Below are 21,830 nucleotides of genomic sequence, written 5' to 3' on the forward strand. Positions count from 1 at the left end.
CATACGTAACTCGAGGCGAGAGGCCTTCGACGTGGCAGCACCGCAGAACTACCTCGCAGTCATCAAGGTCGTCGGCATCGGCGGCGGTGGCGTCAACGCCATCAACCGGATGATCGAGGTCGGTCTCAAGGGCGTCGAGTTCATCGCGATCAACACCGATGCACAGGCCCTGCTGATGAGCGACGCCGACGTGAAACTCGACGTCGGTCGTGAGCTCACCCGCGGCCTCGGCGCCGGCGCGAACCCCGATGTCGGCCGCAAGGCGGCCGAGGACCACCGCGAGGAGATCGAGGAGGTCCTCAAGGGGGCCGACATGGTCTTCGTCACCGCCGGCGAGGGCGGCGGCACCGGCACCGGCGGCGCGCCCGTCGTCGCCAACATCGCCCGCTCGCTGGGCGCCCTGACGATCGGTGTGGTCACCCGACCGTTCACCTTCGAGGGCCGGCGTCGCGCGAACCAGGCCGAGGACGGCATCGCCAGCCTCCGCGACGAGGTCGACACCCTCATCGTCATCCCCAACGACCGACTGCTGTCCATCTCGGACCGCCAGGTGAGCGTGCTCGACGCGTTCAAGTCGGCCGACCAGGTCCTGCTGTCCGGTGTCCAGGGCATCACCGACCTCATCACCACCCCCGGCCTGATCAACCTCGACTTCGCCGACGTCAAGTCCGTGATGTCCGAGGCGGGCTCGGCCCTCATGGGCATCGGCTCGGCCCGCGGCGACGACCGCGCTGTGGCCGCGGCCGAGATGGCGATCTCCTCGCCGCTGCTGGAGGCGTCCATCGACGGCGCCCGCGGTGTGCTGCTCTCCATCTCCGGCGGCTCCGACCTCGGTCTCTTCGAGATCAATGAGGCGGCGCAGCTGGTCAGCGAGGCCGCCCACCCCGAGGCCAACATCATCTTCGGTGCCGTCATCGACGACGCGCTGGGCGACGAGGTCCGGGTCACGGTCATCGCGGCGGGCTTCGACGGCGGTCAGCCGCCGGCCAAGGGCAGCCGCGACAAGGTCCTCGGCGGTTCGTCCTCCTACGGCTCCGGCCGTGAGGACGGCGGCTCGGCCGCCACGGCCGCCAGCCGTCCGGCCGTCACCTCGCAGGAGCCCTCGCGCCCGTCGTTCGGCGGGCTGGGCAACGTGACCCCGCGCACCGAGGAGCCGGTGTCCGACCCGGCCCCGGTCGCCGAGGTCCCGCCGCCCCCGGTCGCCTCCCCCCAGGTCCCGCCGGCCCGTCCGTACCAGGACTCGACCGCCGAGGAACTGGACGTTCCCGACTTCTTGAAGTGACACGGCACGACGTGACACAGCCCGAAGCGATCCCCGTGATAGGGAACTCGGCCCCGCTCCGGCGGGGCGCCCCGGACGTGGCACACGCGAGCGGCGCCCACTTCGCCTTCACCGACCGGTGGGGCGGAGTGAGCGCCGCTCCGTATGCGGAGCTCAACCTCGGCGGCGCGGTCGGCGACGACCCCGCGGCGGTACGGACCAACCGCGCCCTGGCCGCCCGGGCGCTCGGCATCGACCCGGCCTCCGTCGTCTGGATGAACCAGGTGCACGGCAAGGACGTGGCGGTGGTGGACGGCCCCTGGCAAGAGGGGGCAAACGGTGAGATTCCGGCGGTCGACGCCCTGGTGACGGCCCGTCGGGGCCTGGCCCTGGCGGTGCTCACCGCGGACTGCACCCCGGTCCTGCTGGCCGACCCGGTCGCCGGGGTCGCGGGCGCCGCGCACGCCGGACGCCCGGGCCTGCTGGCCGGGGTCGTCCCGGCGGTGGTCGGGGAGATGCTCCGGCTCGGCGCCGAGCCGGACCGGATCCTCGCCCACATCGGCCCCTCCGTCTGCGGACTGTGCTACGAGGTGCCCGAGGCCATGCGCGCCGAGGTCGCCGAGGCGGTGCCGGAGTCCTGGGCCACCACCCGTCGGGGCACCCCCGCCCTCGACATCGCGGCAGGGGTCCGCGCCCAGCTCGGCCGACTGGGCGTCGCCGTCGCCGGCGGGTCCGGCGTCTGCACGCTGGAGTCGGCGGACCACTTCTCCTACCGGCGCGAGCGCACCACCGGCCGGCTCGCGAGTTACGTCTGGCTGGACGGCTGACCTGTGACGGACCGTAGAACCCAATTGGCGGACAACCTCGCCCGTGTGGAGGAACGTATCTCCGCGGCGTGCGCGGCGGCGGGCCGGCAGCGCGACGAGGTCACCCTCATCGTGGTCACCAAGACCTACCCCGCGAGCGACGTGCGGCTCCTCGCCGAGCTGGGGGTGCGTCAGGTCGCCGAGAACCGCGACCAGGACGCCGCCCCCAAGGCGGCCGAGTGCTCGGATCTGCCCCTTACCTGGCACTTCGTCGGTCAGTTGCAGACGAACAAGGTCCGGTCGGTGGTGAATTACGCCGGTCTGGTGCACTCCATCGACCGGAACAGACTGGTGACGGCACTGTCGGCGGCGGCCGTCAAGGCGGGGCGCGTCGAACAGGAGCTCGGCTGCCTGATCCAGGTGGCGCTGGACGCCGAGTCGGGAGGCCGCGGCGAGCGGGGCGGCGTCGCTCCCGACGGAGTCCTCGAGCTGGCCGACGTGATCGCCAAGGCGGAAGGGCTCCGGCCCGCCGGACTCATGACGGTCGCTCCGCTGGTCGGCCCGTACGCGGGCAGGCCACGGGCCGCATTCGACCGGCTGATGGAAATCTCAACGCACCTGCGCGCGGCTCATCCGGCTGCGAACATGGTGTCAGCAGGGATGAGCGCGGATCTCGAGGACGCGGTGGCGGCCGGTGCGACACATGTACGTGTCGGCTCAGCGGTACTCGGAGTCCGACCCCGGCTCGGGTAACGTCGCCAAGAAGTCGGACCACAGCAGAAAATATGGTCATTCCCGTCAAAAGGTGGGCGGACCACGTGGATCCGGGCGCCGTTGAGGAGCCGATCCACCACAGAGCGGAGGACGCAGAGAATGGCCGGCGCGATGCGCAAGATGGCGGTCTACCTCGGCCTCGTGGAGGACGATGGGTACGACGGCCCGGGGTTCGACCCCGATGACGAGTTCGAGCCCGAGCCGGAGCCGGATCGGCGCCGACAGCACCAAGCACACCAAGCACAACAGACGCAATCGGACGAACCGGTTCGAGTCGCCCAGCCGCCCGCGCAGCGTGAACCCGCTCCGCTCGTAGCGGAAACGGGACGACCCGCCCGAATCGCCCCCGTGTCGTCCATCACACCCGAACGCCACTCTCTGGAGAAGAACGCACCGGTGATCATGCCCAAGGTTGTGTCCGAGCGGGAGCCCTACCGCATCACGACATTGCACCCCCGGACCTACAACGAGGCCCGTACCATCGGGGAACACTTCCGCGAAGGCACCCCGGTGATCATGAATCTCACGGAGATGGACGACACCGACGCGAAGCGACTCGTCGACTTCGCCGCCGGTCTCGTCTTCGGTCTGCACGGGAGCATCGAGCGGGTGACACAGAAGGTGTTCCTGCTGTCTCCTGCTAACGTCGATGTCACGGCGGAGGACAAGGCCCGCATCGCAGAGGGTGGGTTCTTCAACCAGAGCTGAGACGCAACACCGGGCAATCCGGACAACGGCCGGTCAGGCCGAGTACGAGCAAGGGGAGAGGGAAGCGCGAGATGGGCATCGCACAGCAGGTGATCTACATCGCGCTGTACTGCTTCCTGATCGTGCTGATCTTCCGACTGGTGATGGATTACGTCTTCCAGTTCGCCCGCTCATGGCAACCCGGTAAGGCGATGGTGGTCCTCCTGGAGGCCACCTACACTGTCACCGATCCGCCACTCAAGCTTCTGCGGCGGGTCATCCCGCCGCTGCGTCTCGGGGGCGTAGCGCTCGACCTGTCCTTCTTCGTACTGATGATCATCGTCTACATCCTGATCACCGTCGTGAGCCGGCTGTGAACGCGGCTGTGAACGATACGGTCTTGCCGATTGCCGACGACTACGTTGAGGTGAAGAAGAGATGCCGCTGAGCCCCGAGGACGTGCGGAACAAGCAGTTCACGACCGTCCGCCTCCGAGAAGGCTATGACGAGGACGAGGTCGATGCCTTCCTCGACGAGGTCGAGGCCGAACTGACCCGCCTGCTCCGGGAGAACGAGGACCTGCGCGCCAAGCTGGCCGCCGCCACGCGTGCCGCCGCGCAGAACCAGCAGCAGGCCATGCGCAAGCCCGAGCCGCAGGACCAGCGACCCGGCGCTCCGGTGCCCGCCGCCATATCGGGCCCGCAGCCGGTGCCGCCGAACCAGCAGCAGATGGGCGGCCCGCCGCAGCTTCCGGGCGGTGCCCCGCAGCTGCCGGCCGGCCCCGGCGGCCACGGCCACGGTCCCCAGGGCCCCCACGGACCCGGCCCGATGGGACAGAACGGTCCGATGGGCGGCCCCATGGGCGGACCTATGGGACAGAACGGACCCATGGGGCAGAACCCCATGCAGCAGAACGGTCCGATGGGGCAGAACCCCATGCAGCAGAACGGCCCCATGGGCGGCGCCCCGCAGCTGCCGCAGCCGGGCCAGGGCGGTCCGGGCGGCGACAGTGCGGCCCGTGTCCTCTCGCTCGCGCAGCAGACGGCCGACCAGGCGATCGCGGAGGCCCGTTCCGAGGCCAACAAGATCGTCGGCGAGGCTCGCAGCCGCGCCGAGGGCCTGGAGCGGGACGCCCGTGCCAAGGCGGACGCCCTGGAGCGGGACGCGCAGGAGAAGCACCGCGTCGCGATGGGCTCCCTGGAGTCCGCCCGCGCCACGCTGGAGCGCAAGGTCGAGGACCTGCGCGGCTTCGAGCGCGAGTACCGCACGCGCCTGAAGTCCTACCTGGAGAGCCAGCTGCGTCAGCTGGAGAACCAGGCGGACGACTCGCTGGCCCCGCCGCGCACCCCCGCGGCGGCGTCGCTGCCGCCGGCCCCCTCCATGAGCGGGTCGATGGCCTCGGCCGGTGCGGGCATGGGCGGCCACTCCATGGGTGGCAACCAGACCATGGGCGGTCACGGCGGTCCGTCGACGGGTGCCCCGTCGTACGGCGGCCAGCAGCAGATGTCGCCGGCGATGACCCAGCCGATGGCACCCGTGCGACCGCAGGGTCCGCAGCCGATGCAGGCACCGTCGCCGATGCGCGGCTTCCTGATCGACGAGGACGACAACTGACGGCCGCGTAGTCGTCGGCATCAATGGGCCGGGCCCCTGGGTGATCCCAGGGGCCCGGCCCATTTGTGCGCCCATGTCCCGGATGCACGGAACCCGCGAGGCATCCCCGTGCAGGGGAAAGCCCCCCGGCGCCTCGGCGCCGGGGGGCTTCACCCGTCTGCTTACGCCTTACGGAGGCGGAACGTCAGTCCGAGGCCCTCGTCGGCGAACGGCTCACCGTAGGAGTCGTCCGCGTCGCCGGACGCGAAGTCCGTGGCGAGGACCTCGTCCGAGATGAGGCCGGTGTGCTCGGTCAGAGCGGTCACCGTCTCCTCGTCGGCGGAGCTCCACCGCAGGGCGATCCGGTCGGCCACGTCCAGGCCGCTGTTCTTGCGGGCCTCCTGGATCAGGCGGATCGCGTCACGGGCCAGGCCCGCGCGCCGCAGCTCCGGGGTGATCTCCAGGTCGAGCGCCACGGTGGCACCCGAGTCGGAGGCCACCGACCAGCCCTCGCGCGGCGTCTCGGTGATGATCACCTCGTCCGGGGCGAGGGCGACCGTCTCGCCGTCGACCTCGACGGAGGCGTTCCCCTCGCGCAGCGCCAGCGACAGCGCGGCCGCGTCGGCCGCGGCGACGGCCTTGGCCACCGCCTGGACGCCCTTGCCGAACCGCTTGCCCAGGGCACGGAAGTTCGCCTTGGCCGTGGTGTCGACCAGCGAGCCGCCGCCCGCTGCACCAGCGGAGGAATCAGCGAGGGAGGCGAGCGAGGAGACGTTCAGCTCCTCGGCGATCTGCGCGCGCAGCTCCTCGCCGAGCGCCTCGAAGCCGGCCGCCGCGACCAGCGCGCGGGAGAGCGGCTGGCGCGTCTTGACGCCGGACTCGGCGCGCGTGGCGCGGCCCAGCTCGACCAGGCGGCGGACCAGCAGCATCTGCTGGGACAGCGTGGGGTCGATCAGCGCGGTGTCGGCCTTCGGCCAGGTGGAGAGGTGGACCGACTCCGGGGCCTGCGGGTCGACCGGGACGATCAGGTCCTGCCACACCCGCTCGGTGATGAACGGCACCAGCGGCGCCATCAGCCGCGTGACGGTCTCGACGACCTCGTGCAGCGTCCGCAGCGCGGCCGCGTCGCCCTGCCAGAACCGGCGGCGCGAGCGGCGCACGTACCAGTTGGACAGGTCGTCCACGAAGGCCGACAGCAGCTTGCCCGCGCGCTGGGTGTCGTAGGCCTCCATGGCCTGGGTGACCTGGTCGGTCAGCGCGTTCAGCTCGCTGAGCAGCCAGCGGTCGATCAGCGGCCGGTCGGCCGGCGCCGGGTCGGACGCGGACGGCGCCCAGCCGGACGTACGGGCGTACAGGGCCTGGAAGGCGACCGTGTTCCAGTAGGTGAGGAGCGTCTTGCGGACGACCTCCTGGATCGTGCCGTGACCGACGCGGCGCGCGGCCCAGGGGGAGCCGCCGGCGGCCATGAACCAGCGGACGGCGTCGGCGCCGTGCTGGTCCATCAGGGGGATCGGCTGGAGGATGTTGCCCAGGTGCTTGGACATCTTCCGGCCGTCCTCGGCGAGGATGTGGCCCAGGCAGACGACGTTCTCGTACGACGACTTGTCGAAGACGAGCGTGCCGACGGCCATCAGGGTGTAGAACCAGCCACGGGTCTGGTCGATGGCCTCGGAGATGAACTGCGCGGGGTAGCGCTGCTCGAAGAGCTCCTTGTTCTTGTACGGGTAGCCCCACTGGGCGAACGGCATCGAGCCCGAGTCGTACCAGGCGTCGATGACCTCCGGCACCCGGACGGCCGTGTGCGAGCAGCCCTCGGTGGTGCAGGTGAAGGTGACGTCGTCGATGTACGGGCGGTGCGGGTCGAGGCCGCTCTGGTCGGTGCCGGTCAGCTCGGTGAGCTCGGCCAGCGAGCCGACGCAGGTGAGGTGGTTCTCCTCGCAGCGCCAGATGGGCAGCGGGGTGCCCCAGTAGCGGTTGCGGGAGAGCGCCCAGTCGATGTTGTTGTTCAGCCAGTCGCCGAAGCGGCCGTGCTTGACCGACTCGGGGAACCAGTTGGTCTTCTCGTTCTCCTCGAGCAGCCGGTCCTTGACCGCGGTGGTGCGGATGTACCAGGACGGCTGGGCGTAGTAGAGGAGCGCGGTGTGGCAGCGCCAGCAGTGGGGGTAGCTGTGCTCGTAGGCCACGTGCTTGAAGAGCAGGCCGCGCTCGGAGAGGTCGGCGACGAGCTTCTCGTCGGCCTTCTTGAAGAACTGGCCGCCGACCAGACCGACACCCTCCTCGAAGGTGCCGTCCGGGCGGACCGGGTTGATCACGGGCAGGCCGTAGGCGCGGCAGGTCTTGAGGTCGTCCTCACCGAAGGCCGGGGCCTGGTGGACCAGACCGGTGCCGTCCTCGGTGGTGACGTACTCGGCGTTGACGACGTAGTTGGCGTTCTCCAGCTCGACCAGGTCGAACGGGCGGCGGTAGGCCCAGCGCTCCATCTCGCGGCCGGTGAAGGACCGGCCGGTGGCGGTCCAGCCCTCGCCGAGCGCCTTCTCCAGCAGCGGCTCGGCGACGACCAGCTTCTCGGTGCCGTCGGTGGCCACGACGTAGGTGACGTCGGGGTGCGCGGCGGCGGCCACGTTGGAGACCAGCGTCCACGGGGTGGTCGTCCACACCAGCAGCGAGGCCTCGCCGGCCAGCGGGCCGGAGGTCAGCGGGAAGCGGACGAAGACGGACGGGTCGACGACCGTCTCGTAGCCCTGCGCCAGCTCGTGGTCGGAGAGGCCGGTGCCGCAGCGGGGGCACCAGGGGGCCACGCGGTGGTCCTGGACCAGCAGGCCCTTGTTGAAGATCTCCTTCAGCGACCACCAGACGGACTGGACGTACTCCGGATCCATGGTCCGGTAGGCGTCGTCCAGGTCGACCCAATAGCCCATGCGGGTGGTGAGCTCGGCGAACGCGTCCGTGTGGCGGGTGACGGACTCGCGGCACTTCGCGTTGAACTCGGCGATGCCGTACTTCTCGATGTCCTGCTTGCCGGAGAAGCCGAGCTCCTTCTCGACGGCCAGCTCGACCGGCAGACCGTGGCAGTCCCAGCCGGCCTTCCGGCCCACGTGGTAGCCCTGCATGGTGCGGAAGCGGGGGAAGACGTCCTTGAAGACGCGGGCCTCGATGTGGTGGGCGCCCGGCATGCCGTTGGCGGTCGGCGGGCCCTCGTAGAACACCCACTCGGGGCGGCCCTCGGACTGGTCGAGGGTGCGGGCGAAGGTCTTGCTCTCGCGCCAGAACTCGAGCACGGCGTGCTCGAGGGCGGGCAGGTCGACCTGTGCGGGTACCTGGCGGTACTGCGTCATCGGCTTCCTCCGGCGGAACGTCATTGCGCTGTCCGTCGGAGGGACGAGAGCGCGCCGTGCCGGGCGCTTCCCGCGGTACCACCCTCCTTGGCCGTAGACGCCGCTCGCGCCTCCGGCCCCCTCATTAGGGCCGCGATGCCGGTTCTACTGACCCCTGTCCGGGGTGTTCTTCCGGCGGCTCCGGGCTGATCTTCGCTGCCGCGCACGCCACCGGGCTCGCACCGTCCCCGGATCGCTCATGGCTGCGTGCGGCGCTACTGGTCCCATCCACGCCTCTCGCTCCGCCCAGTGTAAGGGGCCCGACGACGCACGGCAGACCGATTTTGAGGGCCGGAGGCGGGGCACACGGCGGGAGACCGGCGAGCCCCGTTGCCGCGTGCGCTCGGCCGATTTATCGTTCCCGCACGATTCGCGCGCAAGATCATAAAATGTGAAGGGATCGCGGCGATGGCGCAGAAGCCGAATTCCGCTGGCGCGGGGAAAGCCGGGAAGACGGCCTCGGCCAAGGGGACTGCGTCCGGCAGGACCGCGAAGACGTCGTCCGCCAAGAAGACGTCGTCCGCCAAGAAGGCCGCGCCGGCGAAGAAGGCAGCCGCCTCGGCGAAGAAGGCCACCGCCTCGGCGAACAAGGCCGTGGCCGAGGAGACGTCCTCCGCCAGGAAGCCCGCGTCCGCCAAGAAGGCCACCGCGCCGGCCACCAAGGCCGCCGTGGCCAAGGAGGCGTCGTCCGCGAAGAAGGCATCGTCGGCGAAGAAGGCCACCGCCTCGGCCGCGTCGGCGGCCGGGAAGGCGGCATCCGCCGGCACGGCGGCGTCGGCGAAGAAGGCCGGGGCCAAGAAGACGCAGGTGGCGGGCGGCTCCGCGCCCGCCCGGGCGGCGTCGGCGAAGAAGCCGGCAGCCGCCGGCGCGGCGGCGGTGGACGCCGCCGCGCCGCCCGGGAAGGGCGCATCCGCCGGCAAGGCGAAAGGCGCGTCGGCCAAAAAGTCCGTACCGGCGAAAAAGACCGCCGCGGCGGGGAAGACTGCCACGGTGACGAAGCCCGCGGCCGCCGGTAAGGGGGCCATGGCGAAGCGGAAGCATGCGCCCGCCAGTGGGGTCGCTCCGGCCGGTGCGGAGGAATCCGCGCCGGGGAAGAAGGCCGTGGCCCGAGGGGCCGCGGCGTCGCACACGGCCGTCACGGCCGAGGGGTCCGCACCGGCCGCGACGGCGGTGCCCGCTGAGGAGACGGGAGCCAGCACGGTGGCTGCGAAGAAGACCATGGGTCAGGCGCGGGGCGCGAAGAAGGTTCCGGGGGCCCGTACGGCCGCCGCCGGGGCCGGTGAGCTCGCCGTACGGCCGGGGGAGGAGCCCTGGTCGCCGGCCGAGGTGAGCGAGGCGCGCGACGAGCTGCAGAGCGACGTGCTGCGGCTGCGCGGCGAGATCGCCCACTCCGAGGAGGCGATCAGCGGCCTGATGCGCGACTCGGGGGACGGCGCCGGGGACGACCAGGCGGACACCGGCACCAAGAACATCACCCGCGAGCACGAGCTGGCGCTCGCCGCGAACGCCCGGGAGATGCTGCTGCAGGCCGAGCGGGCGCTGGAGCGGCTGGACGCCGGTACGTACGGCCTCTGCGAGAACTGCGGCAAAGCGATCGGCAAGGCCCGTATGCAGGCATTTCCCCGGGCCACGCTGTGCGTGGAGTGCAAGCAGCGGCAGGAACGGCGCTGACCCGCCCGCCATCGCGTGCCGTACCCTCGTCCTCAGTCAGCAGGGACGACATCAGGGACTCACGTGACTGAGGCGGAACAGGCCGGACGGCCCACCGGAACGACCGGGACCACCGGCCCGGCCGGGGCGAACGGGGCGACGGCGGTGGGCGAGAAGAACGAGCCCAGGGGCAGGCGACGCATCGCGGTGCTGCTCGCGGTGGCCGCCTTCGCCTACCTCCTCGACCTCGGCAGCAAGCTGTTCGTCGTGGCCCAGCTGGAGCACCACGACCCGGTCCAGGTGATCGGCACGTTGCTGCAGCTCGACGTGATCCGCAACCGTGGTGCCGCCTTCGGTATCGGCGAGGCGATGACGATCGTCTTCACGGTGATCGCCAGCGCGGTCATCGTGGTGATCGCCCGGATCGCCCGCAAGCTCTACAGCCTGCCCTGGGCGATCGCCCTGGGTCTGCTGCTGGGCGGGGCGCTCGGCAACCTCACCGACCGGCTCTTCCGCTCGCCCGGCGGCCTCGAGGGCGGGGTCGTGGACTTCATCGCCACCCCGCACTTCGCGGTCTTCAATCTGGCCGACTCCGCGATCGTCTGCGGCGGCTTCCTGATCGTGATCCTCTCCTTCCGGGGCCTGGACCCGGACGGCACCGTCCACAAGGACTGAAGGCCCGGCCGGACGGCTGCGGCGGGCCCGCGCGTACGGGCCCGTCGCGGCCGTCCGTCATACTCGACGGGTGAGCACCATTCCCGAGATCCGCGCCCTTCCCGTTCCCGACGGCCTGGAGGGCGAGCGCGTCGACGCCGCGATCGCCCGTATGTTCGGTTTTTCCCGCACCAAGGCCGCCGAGCTCGCGGCCTCGGGCAAGGTCCAGCTCGACGGGGCCGAGGCCGGGAAGTCCGACCGGGTCACCGGCGGGGCCTGGCTCGAGGTCGAGCTCCCCGCGCCGCCCGCGCCGGTGCAGATCGTCGCCGAGCCCGTCGAGGGCATGGAGATCGTCCATGACGACGACGACATCGTCGTGATCGTCAAGCCCGTCGGCGTGGCCGCCCACCCCAGCCCCGGCTGGACGGGCCCCACCGTGATCGGCGGGCTCGCCGCCGCGGGCTACCGCATCTCCACCTCGGGCGCCGCCGAGCGTCAGGGCATCGTGCACCGCCTGGACGTCGGCACCTCCGGCCTGATGGTCGTCGCCAAGTCCGAGCGCGCCTACACCCTGCTCAAGCAGCAGTTCCGCGAGCGCACGGTCGACAAGCGCTACCACGCGCTGGTCCAGGGCCACCCGGACCCGATGAGCGGCACGATCGACGCCCCCATCGGCCGCCACCCCAACCACGACTACAAGTGGGCGGTCGTCGCCGAGGGCAAGCCGTCGGTGACCCACTACGACCTCATCGAGGCGTTCCGGGCCGCGAGCCTGCTGGACATCAAGCTGGAGACCGGCCGCACGCACCAGATCCGCGTGCACATGTCCGCCCACCGTCACCCGTGCGTCGGCGACCTCACCTACGGCGCCGACCCCACGCTCGCCAAGCGGCTGAAGCTCACCCGCCAGTGGCTGCACGCGATGCGGCTCGGCTTCGAGCACCCCGAGGACGGGCGCTGGGTGGAGTTCGAGAGCGCCTACCCCGAGGACCTGCAGCACGCCCTGGACACGGTGCGCGCCGAGAGCTCGTAAGGCGGCCTCCGGGCCGGTGCGGCAGGCTTGAAAGCCAGTTCCACCGCACCGACCCGGCCCGGGGGTAATCCGTGGACCAGCTCGCCCTGCTGTTCGTCCTGCTGCTGGGGGCGCTGGTCACGGTTCCGCTGGGGGACCGGCTGGGGGTGCCCTCCCCGGTCCTGATGACGATCGGCGGGATCGTCCTCGCCCTGCTGCCGTTCGTGCCCAACGTGGACATCCCGCCGGAGTTCATCCTCCCGCTGGTGCTGCCGCCCCTGCTCTACGCCACCGCCCAGCGCACCTCGTGGCGGCAGTTCGCGGCCAACAAGCGGCCGATCTTCCTGCTGGCGGTCGCGCTCGTCTTCGTCACCACCGCCGCCGTCGCGGCCGTCGCCGACGCGATCGTGCCCGGGCTCTCGCTGCCCGCCGCCGTGGCGCTGGGCGCGCTCGTGGCCCCGCCGGACCCGGTCGCCGCCACCGCCGTCGCGGGCTCCCTCGGACTGCCGCGCCGCCTGGTCTCCATCCTGGAGGGCGAGGGGCTCTTCAACGACGTCACGGCCATCGTGCTCTACCACGTGGCCATCGCGGCCGCCGTCAGCGGCCACTTCTCGCTGCCGAGCGCGCTCGCCGAGCTGGTGCTGTCCGCCGTGGTGGCCGTCGCCGTCGGCCTCGGGCTCGGCTGGCTGGCCAAACGGCTGATGGACGTCCTCGGGGACGCCACCCTCCAGATCGGCCTCACCCTGCTGGTGCCGTTCGTCTCCTACGTCCTGGCCGAGGAGCTCAAGGGCTCCGGCGTCCTCGCGGTCCTCACCACCGCCCTCTTCCTGGCCGAGTACGCCCACGACCCCGACGACGTCCTCGGCCGGCTGGCCGGCCACACCTTCTGGGAGGTCGTCGACACCCTCGTCACCGGCGCGGCCTTCGGCCTCGTCGGCCTGGAGCTGCACAACGCCATCAGCACCGCCTCCGGCCGCTGGGGCGAGATGCTGGGCATCGGCGGCGCCATCGTGGCCGTGGTGGTGGGCGTACGGCTGCTGTGGCTGCTGCCCGCCGCGTGGCTGACCAAGAAGCTGCACAAGCGCCGGGACACCGAGGAGGAGGTTCTGCTGAGCTGGCGCGAGACGGTGGTGACGTGGTGGTCGGGGATGCGCGGCGTGGCCACCGTGGCGCTGGCCCTGGCCATCCCCCTCACCATGGCGGACAAGAGCCCCTTCCCGGCCCGTGACGAGATCCTCTTCATCGCGTTCGCCGTCATCATCGCCACCCTCGTCGTCCAGGGCCTGACCCTGCCCTGGCTGGTCCGGCTGCTGGGGGTGCGCGCGGACACCGACGTGAGCCGGGAACTGGAGCGGCAGCTGGCCGCCCGGGCGGCGAAGGCGGCCCGGCACCGCCTGCTGGAGATCGTCGAGGACGAGGACCTCCCCGAGGACATGATGGAGATGCTCGGCCGGCGCGCCTACGACATGGGCGCCCGCATCAGCCCCGACATGGTCGACGAGGAGCGCCGCGACGCCCACGAGCAGCGCGTGGAGCGGCTGCGGACGCTCCACCGGGTGCAGGGGCAGCTGCTGTCGGCGGCCCGGCACGAGGTGCTGGCGGCACGCAGCGAGCCGGGAATGGACCCCGAAGTGGTCGACAGGGTGCTGCGGCACCTGGACGACCGCACGCTGCGCGGCATCTGAGCGGCGGACCCCCGGCCGAGGCCCTTACGCCGTCCTTCTCACGCCGTCCCTCCTACGCCGTCCCTCTCACGTCGTCCCCGGGCCCGGCCCCATGTCGCCGGAGGACGGCGGGGCCTGCTCGCGGGCGGGCGCCCGGGCCGGGCCGGGCGCGGGCGCGGTGGCGATCCGCGGCAGCGCGTAGGGGTGCTCGCGGCGCAGCCAGGAGATCAGCTCCTCGCGCACCACACAGCGCAGGGCCCAGATGTCGTCGGCGTTGCGGGCCGTCAGCAGCGCCCGGACCTCGATCGAGGTGGGCGTGGTGTCCGTGACCACCAGGTTCCAGGCCCGCTCGTCCCACTCGAGGGACGCCTTGAGCACGTCGTGCAGGTGTTCGCGCATCAGGTCGACGGGGGCGGCGTGGTCGAGGTGGAAGAAGACGGTGCCCGTCATCCGGGGGTCGCCGCGCGACCAGTTCTCGAACGGTTTGCTGGTGAAGTACGACACCGGCATGGTCAGGCGGCGCTCGTCCCAGGTGCGCACCACCAGATAGGTGAGCGTGATCTCCTCGACGGTGCCCCACTGCCCTTCGACGACGACCGTGTCGCCGATGCGCACCATGTCGCCGAAGGCGATCTGCAGGCCGGCGAAGAGATTGCCCAGCGTCGACTGGGCGGCGATACCGGCGACGATGCCGATGACCCCGGCCGAGGCCAGCAGGGACGCCCCCGCCGTCCGCATGGCCGGGAAGGTCAGCAGCATGGCGCCCACCGCGACGACCGTCACCGCGGCCGTCACCACCCGCTGGATCAGCGTGACCTGTGTCCGCACCCGCCGCACCCGCGCCGGGTCCTGGGCGCCGGCGGCGTAGCGCGCGTAGGTGGATTCGACCACCGCCGTGGCCACCCGGACGGTCAGCCAGGCGCAGGCCCCGATGAGTATCAGGGTCAGCACCTGCCCCACGGCCGCCGCGTACCAGGGGGACAGATCCGCCCAGGGGTAGCCGGCCCGCAGCAGCGCCGCGCACAGCACCAGCCGCACCGGCACCCGGCAGCGGCCCAGCAGCCCCCACAGCGGCGTCTCCGGATGGCGCGCCCCGATCCGCCGGACCACCTGGTCCGCGACCCAGCCCGCCAGCAGCGTGATCAGCACCGCCGCGCCGACGACCGCCAGGGGGCGCAGTATGTGCTCCATGGGCACCTCCGCTCCTTCCGAACCTAGCTGGCACGATGGGAGGACGCTCCCCCAGCTGACGCTGGGCGGTGCTCCCACAGCTGTAAGGAAGTGACCTCCAGTGGCGTCCCCTACCACGATCGTCCTGTTTCATTCGGCCTACGGGCTGCGGCCCGCGGTCCACGCCGCCGCCGACCGCCTGCGCGCCGCCGGGCACGAGGTGCACGTGCCCGACCTCTACGAGGGCCGGACGGCGGAGACCGTCGAGGACGGCATGGCCGTCAAGGACGAGATCGGCCACGAGGAGCTGCTGCGCCGCGCCGTGGTCGCCGCCGCGCCGCTGTCGGAGCGGGGCGTGGTCTACGCCGGGTTCTCGCTCGGCGGCTCGATCGCGCAGAACCTGGCGCTGAACGACGACAAGGCGCGCGGCCTGCTGCTCCTGCACGGCACCTCGGACATCGCCGAGGACACGGCCGTGGACGAGCTGCCCGTGCAGCTGCACGTCGCCGACCCCGACCCGTTCGAGCCGCACGACTGGCTCAACGCCTGGTACCTGCGGATGGGCCGGGCCGGTGCGGACGTGGAGGTGCACCGCTACCACGGTGCGGGCCACCTGTTCACCGATCCGGAGCTGCCGGACTACGACGCCGAGGCCGCCGAGGCCACCTGGCGGGTGGCGCTCGGCTTCCTCGAGGACATCGGCGCCGGCCGTTCCGAGCGCGTGTCCTAGCTAGCGCACGGGTGCGTCGGCCCGCTCCACGCGCTGGGTCTTGGAACGGGTCCGGTAGGAGCGGGCCCAGGAGGCCGTGGCCGCCGGGTCCGCCTTGTCGGAGAGCACGTAGTAGTCCATCTGCGCCTGCTCGGCGGTCACGTCGAGGACGCCGTAGCCGTGCGAGTCCATGTCGAGCCACTTCACGTGCCGGTTGGCGGCCTTGAGGGCCGTGGCCGCGGCCAGGGAGACCGTGTGCGGCGCCACGTGCAGGAGGTCGTCGAGGTTGTCCGAGGACACCGAGGTCACCACGAACTCCGTGGCGGCCGAGGAGGACAGCGGGTAGGTCGCGGCCTTCGTCGGCACGTCGTTGGCCCACGCCATGTGGATGTCGCCGGTCAGGAAGACGGTGTTGGAGATGCCGCGGTCGTTCAGGTGGGCTATCAGCTCCCGCCGGTCGTCGGTGTAGCCGTCCCACTGGTCGGAGTTGATGGTCACGCCGCCCGAGGGCAGCCCCAGAAGCTTCGCCAGCGGCTCCAGGAGGTGGGCGGGCAGGGCGCCGAAGGCGACCGGGGAGATCATCACCGGGTTGCCGACGAGGCGCCAGGCGGTGTCCGAGGACGCCAGCCCCTCCTTGAGCCAGTCCAGCTGGGCACGGCCGGTGATGGTGCGCTCGGGGTCGTCGACCTTGCCGCTGCCGGGCTTGACCTGCTGCGAGCGGAAGGATCTCAGGTCCAGCAGGTGGAGGTCGGCGAGCTTGCCGAAGCGCAGCCGCCGGTAGGTGGTGCCCTCGACGGAGGGGCGTACGGGCATCCACTCGAAGTACGCCTTCTTGGCGGCCGCGACGCGCGCGGCCCAGTCGCCCTCGGTGCCCGGGGTGTGGTTCTCCGCGCCGCCCGTCCAGGCGTCGTTGGCGAACTCGTGGTCGTCCCAGATGGCCACGACCGGGTGCGCGTGGTGGAGCGCCTGCAGGTCGGGGTCGGTCTTGTAACGCCCGTGCCGGGTGCGGTAGTCGGCGAGGGTGACGATCTCGTGGGCGGGCGCGTGCGGCCGGACGACGTACTTGGGCGCCGGGTACTGCCCGGTGCCGTACTCGTAGATGTAGTCGCCGAGGTGGAAGATCGCGTCCAGGTCGCGGCGGGCGGCGAGGTGACGGTAGGCCGAGAAGTGGCCGGACTCCCAGTTGGCGCAGGAGACCACGCCGAAGCGGATGCCGGGTACGGCCGCGTCGTGGGCGGGGGCCGTGCGGGTGCGGGCGGTGGGGGAGCTGACGCCGCCGCAGGTGAAGCGGAAGAAGTAGCCGGTGGCCGGGCGCAGTCCGCGCACGTCCGCCTTGACGGTGTGGTCGGTGGCGGCGGTCGCGGAGACCGTGCCCTGCGCGACGACGCGGGTGAACCCGTCGTCCTCGGCGACCTGCCAGGCGACGTCGACGGCCGGGCCGCGGCCGGAGCCGGGGACGGCGTCGGGCTCGGGGGTGACCCGGGTCCACAGCAGGACGCCGTCGGGCAGCGGGTCGCCGGAGGCCACGCCGTGCGCGAAGGCGGGGGCGGTGGAGGTTCCCGCGGGGGAGTCGGTGGCGGCGACGGCCGCCCGGGCGGAGGCCGCCGGGAGCAGGGCGGCGGTCGCGGTGGCGGCGACGGCCGTGACGGCAGTGCGCCGTGATATGTCGTGGGATGTCACGGGCCGTCACCTTACCGGCCGGTCACAACCGCCGGTAAGGCCTCGGGTGGGCGCGTTACCAAGAGTTCGCCCACCCGTCGCTCATTGTTACTTCTTCAGGTTCTGCTCCACCAGGGTCTTGAACATGTCCGGCGCCTGCGGGGCCTGACCCCGCTCGTCGCCCAGCACCTTGCCGTTGAGCTTCAGGCCCGGGGTGCCCTTGATCTCCTTGTCCGGGCCGACGAACGTGTCGAAGGAGTCGGAGACGGCCAGCGCCCACTTGTCGTAGGTGCCGTCCTTGACGTCCTTCTCGAAGGCGGCGTTGCCCTTGAGCGCCGGGACCTGCGCGGCGACGTCGAGCAGCTTGCCGTCGTCGGAGAAGGCGTCGTCCCGCTCGTCGGGGTGGTTCTTCTGCGCGAACAGCGCCTTCTTGTACTCCAGGAAGGCCTCCGGGCTGACGTTCAGCGCGGCGCCCAGCGCGCTGAGCGCGTTCTTCGAGCCCGAACCCTTGATCATCGGGTTGCGGTCCAGGAAGGTGCCGATCCGGTACTGCGCCTTGTACTTGCCGTCCTTGACGTCCTTGAGGACCACCTCGCCGACGTTCTGCTCGAAGCCGGAGCAGATCGGGCAGCGCATGTCCTCGAAGACCTCGAGGGTGTTCTTGGCGTCCTGCTTGCCGATGACGACCGTGGTGCCCTTGTCCCCGGAGGTGTTGGCGGGCGCCTTGAACTCCGCCTTCTTGGCCGCGGAGACCCAGTCCTCGCTGGTGACCTTGTTGTTCTTGCCGCCGCTGGTGGCGTTGGTGACGACCACGCCGACGCCGGCGGCGATCGCCAGGACGGCGACGACGCCCACCCCCACCAGGATCTTCCGGCGCGCCTTGTCCTTCTTGGCCTGGCGCTCGCGCTCGGCGCGCAGCCGCTCGCGGGCGGCGGCCTTGTTCTGCGGGTTGTTGCGGGTGCTCATGACGTGAACCCTCCGTGGGCGTACGGGTGATGGGACCGAAGGTGGTGCGGTGCCGTGCTCAGGCGGATGCCGGGCACAGCGGCGGTCCCCGCCGTACGACGGAGTGCACGAGGAGGGGGAGGGTGCGCGCGGCGAGCGTGTCGCGCACGGGCCGCGGGCGGGCGCCGGCCGGGGCGGACGGCGTGAGCGCGGCCAGGGCCGGCAGCAGTGGCCGGAAGGCGACGGCGGCCACCGCGCGCACCAGCCGGGCCAGCGCCACCTCGCCGCGGCGCAGCCAGGCGGCGGCCAGCAGCCCGACGGCGACGTGCGCGGCGAGCAGCAGCCAGGGGGTGGCGGAGTTCGCGGCGGCCTGGCCCGCCGCCAGCGGGGTGCCGAACTCGCCGCCGCGGCAGACCAGGTCGACGCCCATCGAGTGCAGCGGGCCCGCCACCGGGCCACCGGCCTGGCCGTAGCAGGCGTGCTGGCCGGTGGTGAACACGGTGTCCGCCGCCAGCTCCAGCGGGACCAGCAGCGCGGCTATCGATCCGTAGCCGCGCTCGCGGCCGGCCAGCGCGTAGGCGATCGTGAAGAACGCCGCTGACAGCCCGGCGACCGTGGCCGCCGGCAGCGGCGCGTGGGAGAGCAGGACGTGGGAGGTGGCGGACAGGGTGACGCACAACGCCGTGAACAGCGCGGCGCGTACCGCCCTGAACCGAACTCCCGTCCCCTCCATGACGCCGAGTGTGCCACGGCCCCTGTCGGGTGTCGTGTCAAGATTCGGCATCGGTCGAGGGGACGGCCGCCCGTCCCTCCAGGGCTACTTCAGCTGCTCGCCGACGGCCGAGCCGAACTGCTCGGGGGTCATCGGAACGCCCTTGCCCTGCTCGCTCTCGTAGGTGACCTTCTTGCCGTCGAGCTTGAGCGTCGGCGTGCCGGTGACGTCCTTGACCTTGTCGAAGGAGTCGGACATCTCCAGCGCCCACTTGTCGAAGGTGCCGTCCTTGACGTCCTTCTCGAAGGCGGCGTTGCCCTTGAGCGCCGGCACCTGCTGGGCGACCTTCAGCAGGACCGCGTCGTCGGCGAAGTCGTCCTTGGTCTCCTCGGGGTGGTTCGCCTTGGAGTAGAGCGCCTTGTTGTACGCGCTGAACGCCTCGGGGCTGACGTTGAGCGCCGCGCCCAGCGCGCTGAGGGCGTTCTTCGAACCGGTGCCGGCGATCGCGGGGTTGCGGTCGAGGAAGGTGCCGACGTGGTACGAGACCTTGTACTTGCCGTCCTTGATGTCCTTGTCGATCGTGTCGCCGACGTTCTGCTCGAAGACCGAGCAGACCGGGCAGCGCATGTCCTGGAAGACGTCCAGGGTGTGCTTGGCGTCCTTCTTGCCGATCACGATCTCGGTGCCCTTGTCGCCGCCGGTGTTGGCGGGCTTGACCAGGGTCTGGTCGGCGGCGGCCTTCCAGGCGGCGTTGGTGCTCTTGGAGCTGGCGCCGCCCAGCTGGGTCGCGGCGTAGCCGATGCCGCCGGCTATCGCGAGCACGCCGACGATGGCGCCGCCGACGATCAGCTGGCGGCGGGTCTTGTCCCGCTTCGCCTGCTGCTCGCGCTCGGCGCGCAGCCGCTCGCGGGCGCTCTGCTTGTTCTCCCAGGTGTTGCGCTTGCTCATGGTGGTGATGTCTCCGTGGTGCGTCCGTACGGTGCTGTCGGTGTCCGGGGCCCTCAGGCGGCGAGGGCGTGCCCGGCCGGCGGACCGCGGCGCACGACGGAGTGGACGAGCAGCGGCAGGAGCCGGGCCGGCCGGCCGTCGCGCGCGGGGCGCGGCAGGGGGCGGCGCCGCGGCCGCACGCCCGCGGCGGTGGTGGTGGCCATCCGCAGCGGCCGGAAGGCGGCCGCGGCCGCCGCGCGCAGCAGCCGGCCGAGGGCCGCCTCGCCGCGCCGCAGCCAGGCGGCGGCCAGCAGGCCGAGGGCGACGTGCCCGGCGAGCAGCAGCCAGGGGGCGGCGCCCGGGTCGGCCCAGCGGGCCAGCGGGGTGCCCATGCTGCCGTTGCACAGCCAGGTCAGCGCGCCGGGGGCGGGGTGGCCGGGGCGGCCGTAGCAGGTGTCCTGGCCGGCGGCGAAGAGCGCGCCGACCGCCAGCTGCAGCGGGACGAGGAGGGCGGCGATGCGCCCGTAGCCGCGCTCGCGGCCGGCCAGGGCGTAGGCCAGCGCGAAGACGCCCGCCCCCGCCCCGGTGACGGCCGCCACGGGCAGCGCCCGGCCGGACAGCAGCACGTGGGAGGCCGCGGACAGCAGCACGCACAGCGCTGTGAACAGCGCCGCGCGCAGTGCCCGCAACCGTGCCGCCGATATGTCCATGAGGGCCGAGTGTGCCATGCCGTGCGTAAAGCCGTGGCTAAAGCCCGGGGATCCTGCCGTTGCGGAAGAGGTCCACGAAGATCTGGTGGTCCGCGCGGGCCCGGGCGCCGTAGGTGTGGGCGAAGTCGACCAGCAGCTCGGCGAAGCCCTCCTCGTCGGCGGCGATGACGGCGTCGATGGCGCGCTCGGTGGAGAACGGCACCAGCGAGTGGCCGCTCTGGTCGTCGGCGGCGGCGTGCATGGTGGCGGTGGCGCGGCCCAGGTCGGCGACGACGGTGGCGATCTCCGCCGGGTCGTCGATGTCGGACCAGTCCAGGTCGACGGCGTACGGCGAGATCTCGGCGACCAGCTGCCCGTAGCGCCTGCCCCCCTCCTGGATCTCCGTCCAGCCCAGCCACGGGTCGGCGTGGGCCTGCAGGGCGCGCTGGGAGATCACCGTGCGGTGGCCCTCGTGCTGGAAGTAGCCGCGCACCTCGGGGTCGGTGATGTGCCGGGAGACCGCGGGGGTCTGCGCCTGCTTCATGTAGATGACGACGTCGTTCTCCAGGGCGTCGCTGTTGCCCTCGAGGAGGATGTTGTACGAGGGCAGGCCGGCGCTGCCGATGCCGACGCCCCGGCGGCCGACGACGTCCTTGACGCGGTAGGAGTCGGGACGGGCCAGGCTGGAGCCGGGGAGGGTCTCCAGGTAGCCGTCGAAGGCGGCGAGGATCTTGTAGCGGGTGGCGGCGTCGAGCTCGATCGCGCCGTCGTCGGCCAGGAAGCGCCGGTCGAAGTCCCTGATCTCCGTCATCGAGGCCAGCAGCCCGAAGCGGGTCATCGAGCGGGCCTCGCGCAGGGCGTCCAGCAGCGGGCCGTCGGCGGTGTCGAGCGTGAACGGCGGCAGCTCGTGATCCTTGGCGCCGGTGGCCAGGGCGTGGACGCGCTCGCGGTAGGCGGCGGCGTAGATCCGCACCAGCTCGGAGATCTTCTCGTCGCTGAGCGCCTTGGTGTACCCCAGCAGGGCCAGGGAGGCGGCGAAGCGCTTGAGGTCCCAGGTGAAGGGGCCGACGTAGGCCTCGTCGAAGTCGTTGACGTTGAAGACCAGGCGGCCGTTGGCGTCCATGTACGTGCCGAAGTTCTCGGCGTGCAGGTCGCCGTGGATCCACACCCGGCTGGTGCGGTCGTCCAGGTACGGGCCGGCGTCGCGCTCGTGGTCCAGGTCGGAGTAGAAGAGGCAGGCCGTGCCGCGGTAGAAGGCGAAGGCCGAGGCGGCCATCTTCCGGAACTTGACCCGGAAGGCGGCCGGGTCGGCCGCGAGCAGCTCACCGAAGGCGGTGTCGAAAACGGCGAGGATCTCCTCGCCGCGCTGCGTGGCCCGGTCGTGCTCGGTCGCCATCGGTGGGTCCTCCTGGTGAAGGTCATGGGGCGGACAGATGTGCTGTCGTCCTCAACGGCCGAGGCTACCGGCGTGTGCCCGCGACTGTCGGTGGGGGCCGGTAACCTTCAAAACTGCCCCGTTCCGTCCCGCTGCCCCCCGGAGGTCC

The 21,830-nt window shown here is 71.7% G+C and carries 19 protein-coding genes; 11 read left to right on the forward strand and 8 right to left on the reverse strand.

Going from position 1 to position 21,830, the window contains the following annotated elements; translation table 11 throughout:
• Nucleotides 1-31 precede the first annotated feature (31 nt).
• From ftsZ to AB4K12_RS08945, 6 genes are all read left to right on the forward strand, one after another.
• The gene (gene ftsZ, locus AB4K12_RS08920; protein ID WP_368433655.1) at nt 32-1,282 is read left to right on the forward strand and encodes a cell division protein FtsZ; all 1,251 of its coding nucleotides are present in this window, start codon (nt 32-34) and stop codon (nt 1,280-1,282) included.
• A gap of 77 nt (nt 1,283-1,359) precedes the next feature.
• The gene (pgeF, locus tag AB4K12_RS08925) at nt 1,360-2,088 is read left to right on the forward strand and encodes a peptidoglycan editing factor PgeF (RefSeq protein WP_368433656.1); all 729 of its coding nucleotides are present in this window, start codon (nt 1,360-1,362) and stop codon (nt 2,086-2,088) included.
• 3 nt (nt 2,089-2,091) lie between these two features.
• On the forward strand, nt 2,092-2,820 hold the full coding sequence (locus AB4K12_RS08930; RefSeq protein WP_368433657.1) for a YggS family pyridoxal phosphate-dependent enzyme: 729 nt from the start codon (nt 2,092-2,094) through the stop codon (nt 2,818-2,820).
• A 120-nt stretch (nt 2,821-2,940) separates the two neighbouring features.
• Complete coding sequence (locus tag AB4K12_RS08935; RefSeq protein WP_086567467.1) at nt 2,941-3,549, forward strand: cell division protein SepF; 609 nt, start codon at nt 2,941-2,943, stop codon at nt 3,547-3,549.
• 71 nt (nt 3,550-3,620) lie between these two features.
• Complete coding sequence (locus AB4K12_RS08940; protein ID WP_086567466.1) at nt 3,621-3,905, forward strand: YggT family protein; 285 nt, start codon at nt 3,621-3,623, stop codon at nt 3,903-3,905.
• Between the two features lie 61 nt (nt 3,906-3,966).
• Entirely contained in the window at nt 3,967-5,142 is a 1,176-nt protein-coding gene (locus AB4K12_RS08945; protein ID WP_368433658.1) for a DivIVA domain-containing protein, read from the forward strand.
• A 161-nt stretch (nt 5,143-5,303) separates the two neighbouring features.
• Here AB4K12_RS08945 and ileS read toward each other — a convergent pair whose 3' ends face one another.
• Entirely contained in the window at nt 5,304-8,456 is a 3,153-nt protein-coding gene (ileS, locus tag AB4K12_RS08950) for an isoleucine--tRNA ligase (protein WP_368433659.1), read from the reverse strand.
• 447 nt (nt 8,457-8,903) lie between these two features.
• On the opposite strand from ileS, the gene AB4K12_RS08955 reads away from it, so the two are divergent.
• The 4 genes from AB4K12_RS08955 (at nt 8,904) to AB4K12_RS08970 (ending at nt 13,496) form a co-directional block, all read left to right on the forward strand.
• Entirely contained in the window at nt 8,904-10,166 is a 1,263-nt protein-coding gene (locus AB4K12_RS08955) for a TraR/DksA C4-type zinc finger protein (RefSeq protein ID WP_368433660.1), read from the forward strand.
• A gap of 63 nt (nt 10,167-10,229) precedes the next feature.
• Entirely contained in the window at nt 10,230-10,820 is a 591-nt protein-coding gene (gene lspA / locus AB4K12_RS08960; protein WP_368433661.1) for a signal peptidase II, read from the forward strand.
• A gap of 70 nt (nt 10,821-10,890) precedes the next feature.
• Nucleotides 10,891-11,832: an RluA family pseudouridine synthase gene (locus tag AB4K12_RS08965; RefSeq protein WP_086567458.1), complete on the forward strand. Its 942-nt coding sequence runs from the start codon at nt 10,891-10,893 to the stop codon at nt 11,830-11,832.
• 71 nt (nt 11,833-11,903) lie between these two features.
• Entirely contained in the window at nt 11,904-13,496 is a 1,593-nt protein-coding gene (locus AB4K12_RS08970; RefSeq protein WP_368433662.1) for a Na+/H+ antiporter, read from the forward strand.
• Between the two features lie 66 nt (nt 13,497-13,562).
• On the opposite strand, the gene AB4K12_RS08975 is transcribed toward AB4K12_RS08970, so the two are convergent.
• Complete coding sequence (locus tag AB4K12_RS08975) at nt 13,563-14,666, reverse strand: mechanosensitive ion channel family protein (protein ID WP_368433663.1); 1,104 nt, start codon at nt 14,664-14,666, stop codon at nt 13,563-13,565.
• Nucleotides 14,667-14,766: 100 nt separating this feature from the next.
• Here AB4K12_RS08975 and AB4K12_RS08980 point away from each other — a divergent pair, with 100 nt between their 5' ends.
• A complete protein-coding gene (locus tag AB4K12_RS08980; protein ID WP_368433664.1) occupies nt 14,767-15,375 on the forward strand; it encodes a dienelactone hydrolase family protein in 609 nt (202 codons plus the stop codon).
• Here the strand turns inward: AB4K12_RS08980 and AB4K12_RS08985 are convergent, their stop codons facing one another.
• The 6 genes from AB4K12_RS08985 to AB4K12_RS09010 all read right to left on the reverse strand — a co-directional run bounded on the left by AB4K12_RS08985 (nt 15,376) and on the right by AB4K12_RS09010 (nt 21,682).
• The gene (locus tag AB4K12_RS08985; protein ID WP_368433665.1) at nt 15,376-17,034 is read right to left on the reverse strand and encodes an alkaline phosphatase; all 1,659 of its coding nucleotides are present in this window, start codon (nt 17,032-17,034) and stop codon (nt 15,376-15,378) included. It lies immediately after the preceding gene.
• Nucleotides 17,035-17,121: 87 nt separating this feature from the next.
• Nucleotides 17,122-17,979: a thioredoxin domain-containing protein gene (locus AB4K12_RS08990; RefSeq protein ID WP_086567452.1), complete on the reverse strand. Its 858-nt coding sequence runs from the start codon at nt 17,977-17,979 to the stop codon at nt 17,122-17,124.
• Nucleotides 17,980-18,037: 58 nt separating this feature from the next.
• On the reverse strand, nt 18,038-18,691 hold the full coding sequence (locus tag AB4K12_RS08995; RefSeq protein WP_086567451.1) for a hypothetical protein: 654 nt from the start codon (nt 18,689-18,691) through the stop codon (nt 18,038-18,040).
• 84 nt (nt 18,692-18,775) lie between these two features.
• A complete protein-coding gene (locus AB4K12_RS09000) occupies nt 18,776-19,618 on the reverse strand; it encodes a thioredoxin domain-containing protein (protein WP_368433666.1) in 843 nt (280 codons plus the stop codon).
• A 53-nt stretch (nt 19,619-19,671) separates the two neighbouring features.
• Complete coding sequence (locus AB4K12_RS09005) at nt 19,672-20,307, reverse strand: hypothetical protein (RefSeq protein ID WP_368433667.1); 636 nt, start codon at nt 20,305-20,307, stop codon at nt 19,672-19,674.
• A gap of 37 nt (nt 20,308-20,344) precedes the next feature.
• Entirely contained in the window at nt 20,345-21,682 is a 1,338-nt protein-coding gene (locus tag AB4K12_RS09010; protein WP_086567447.1) for a DUF2252 domain-containing protein, read from the reverse strand.
• Between the last annotated feature and the right edge of the window lie 148 nt (nt 21,683-21,830).

Origin of the sequence: Streptomyces sp. C36 (assembly GCF_040932295.1) — a bacterium.
In the GTDB taxonomy this organism is placed as follows: Bacteria; Actinomycetota; Actinomycetes; order Streptomycetales; family Streptomycetaceae; genus Streptomyces; species Streptomyces triculaminicus.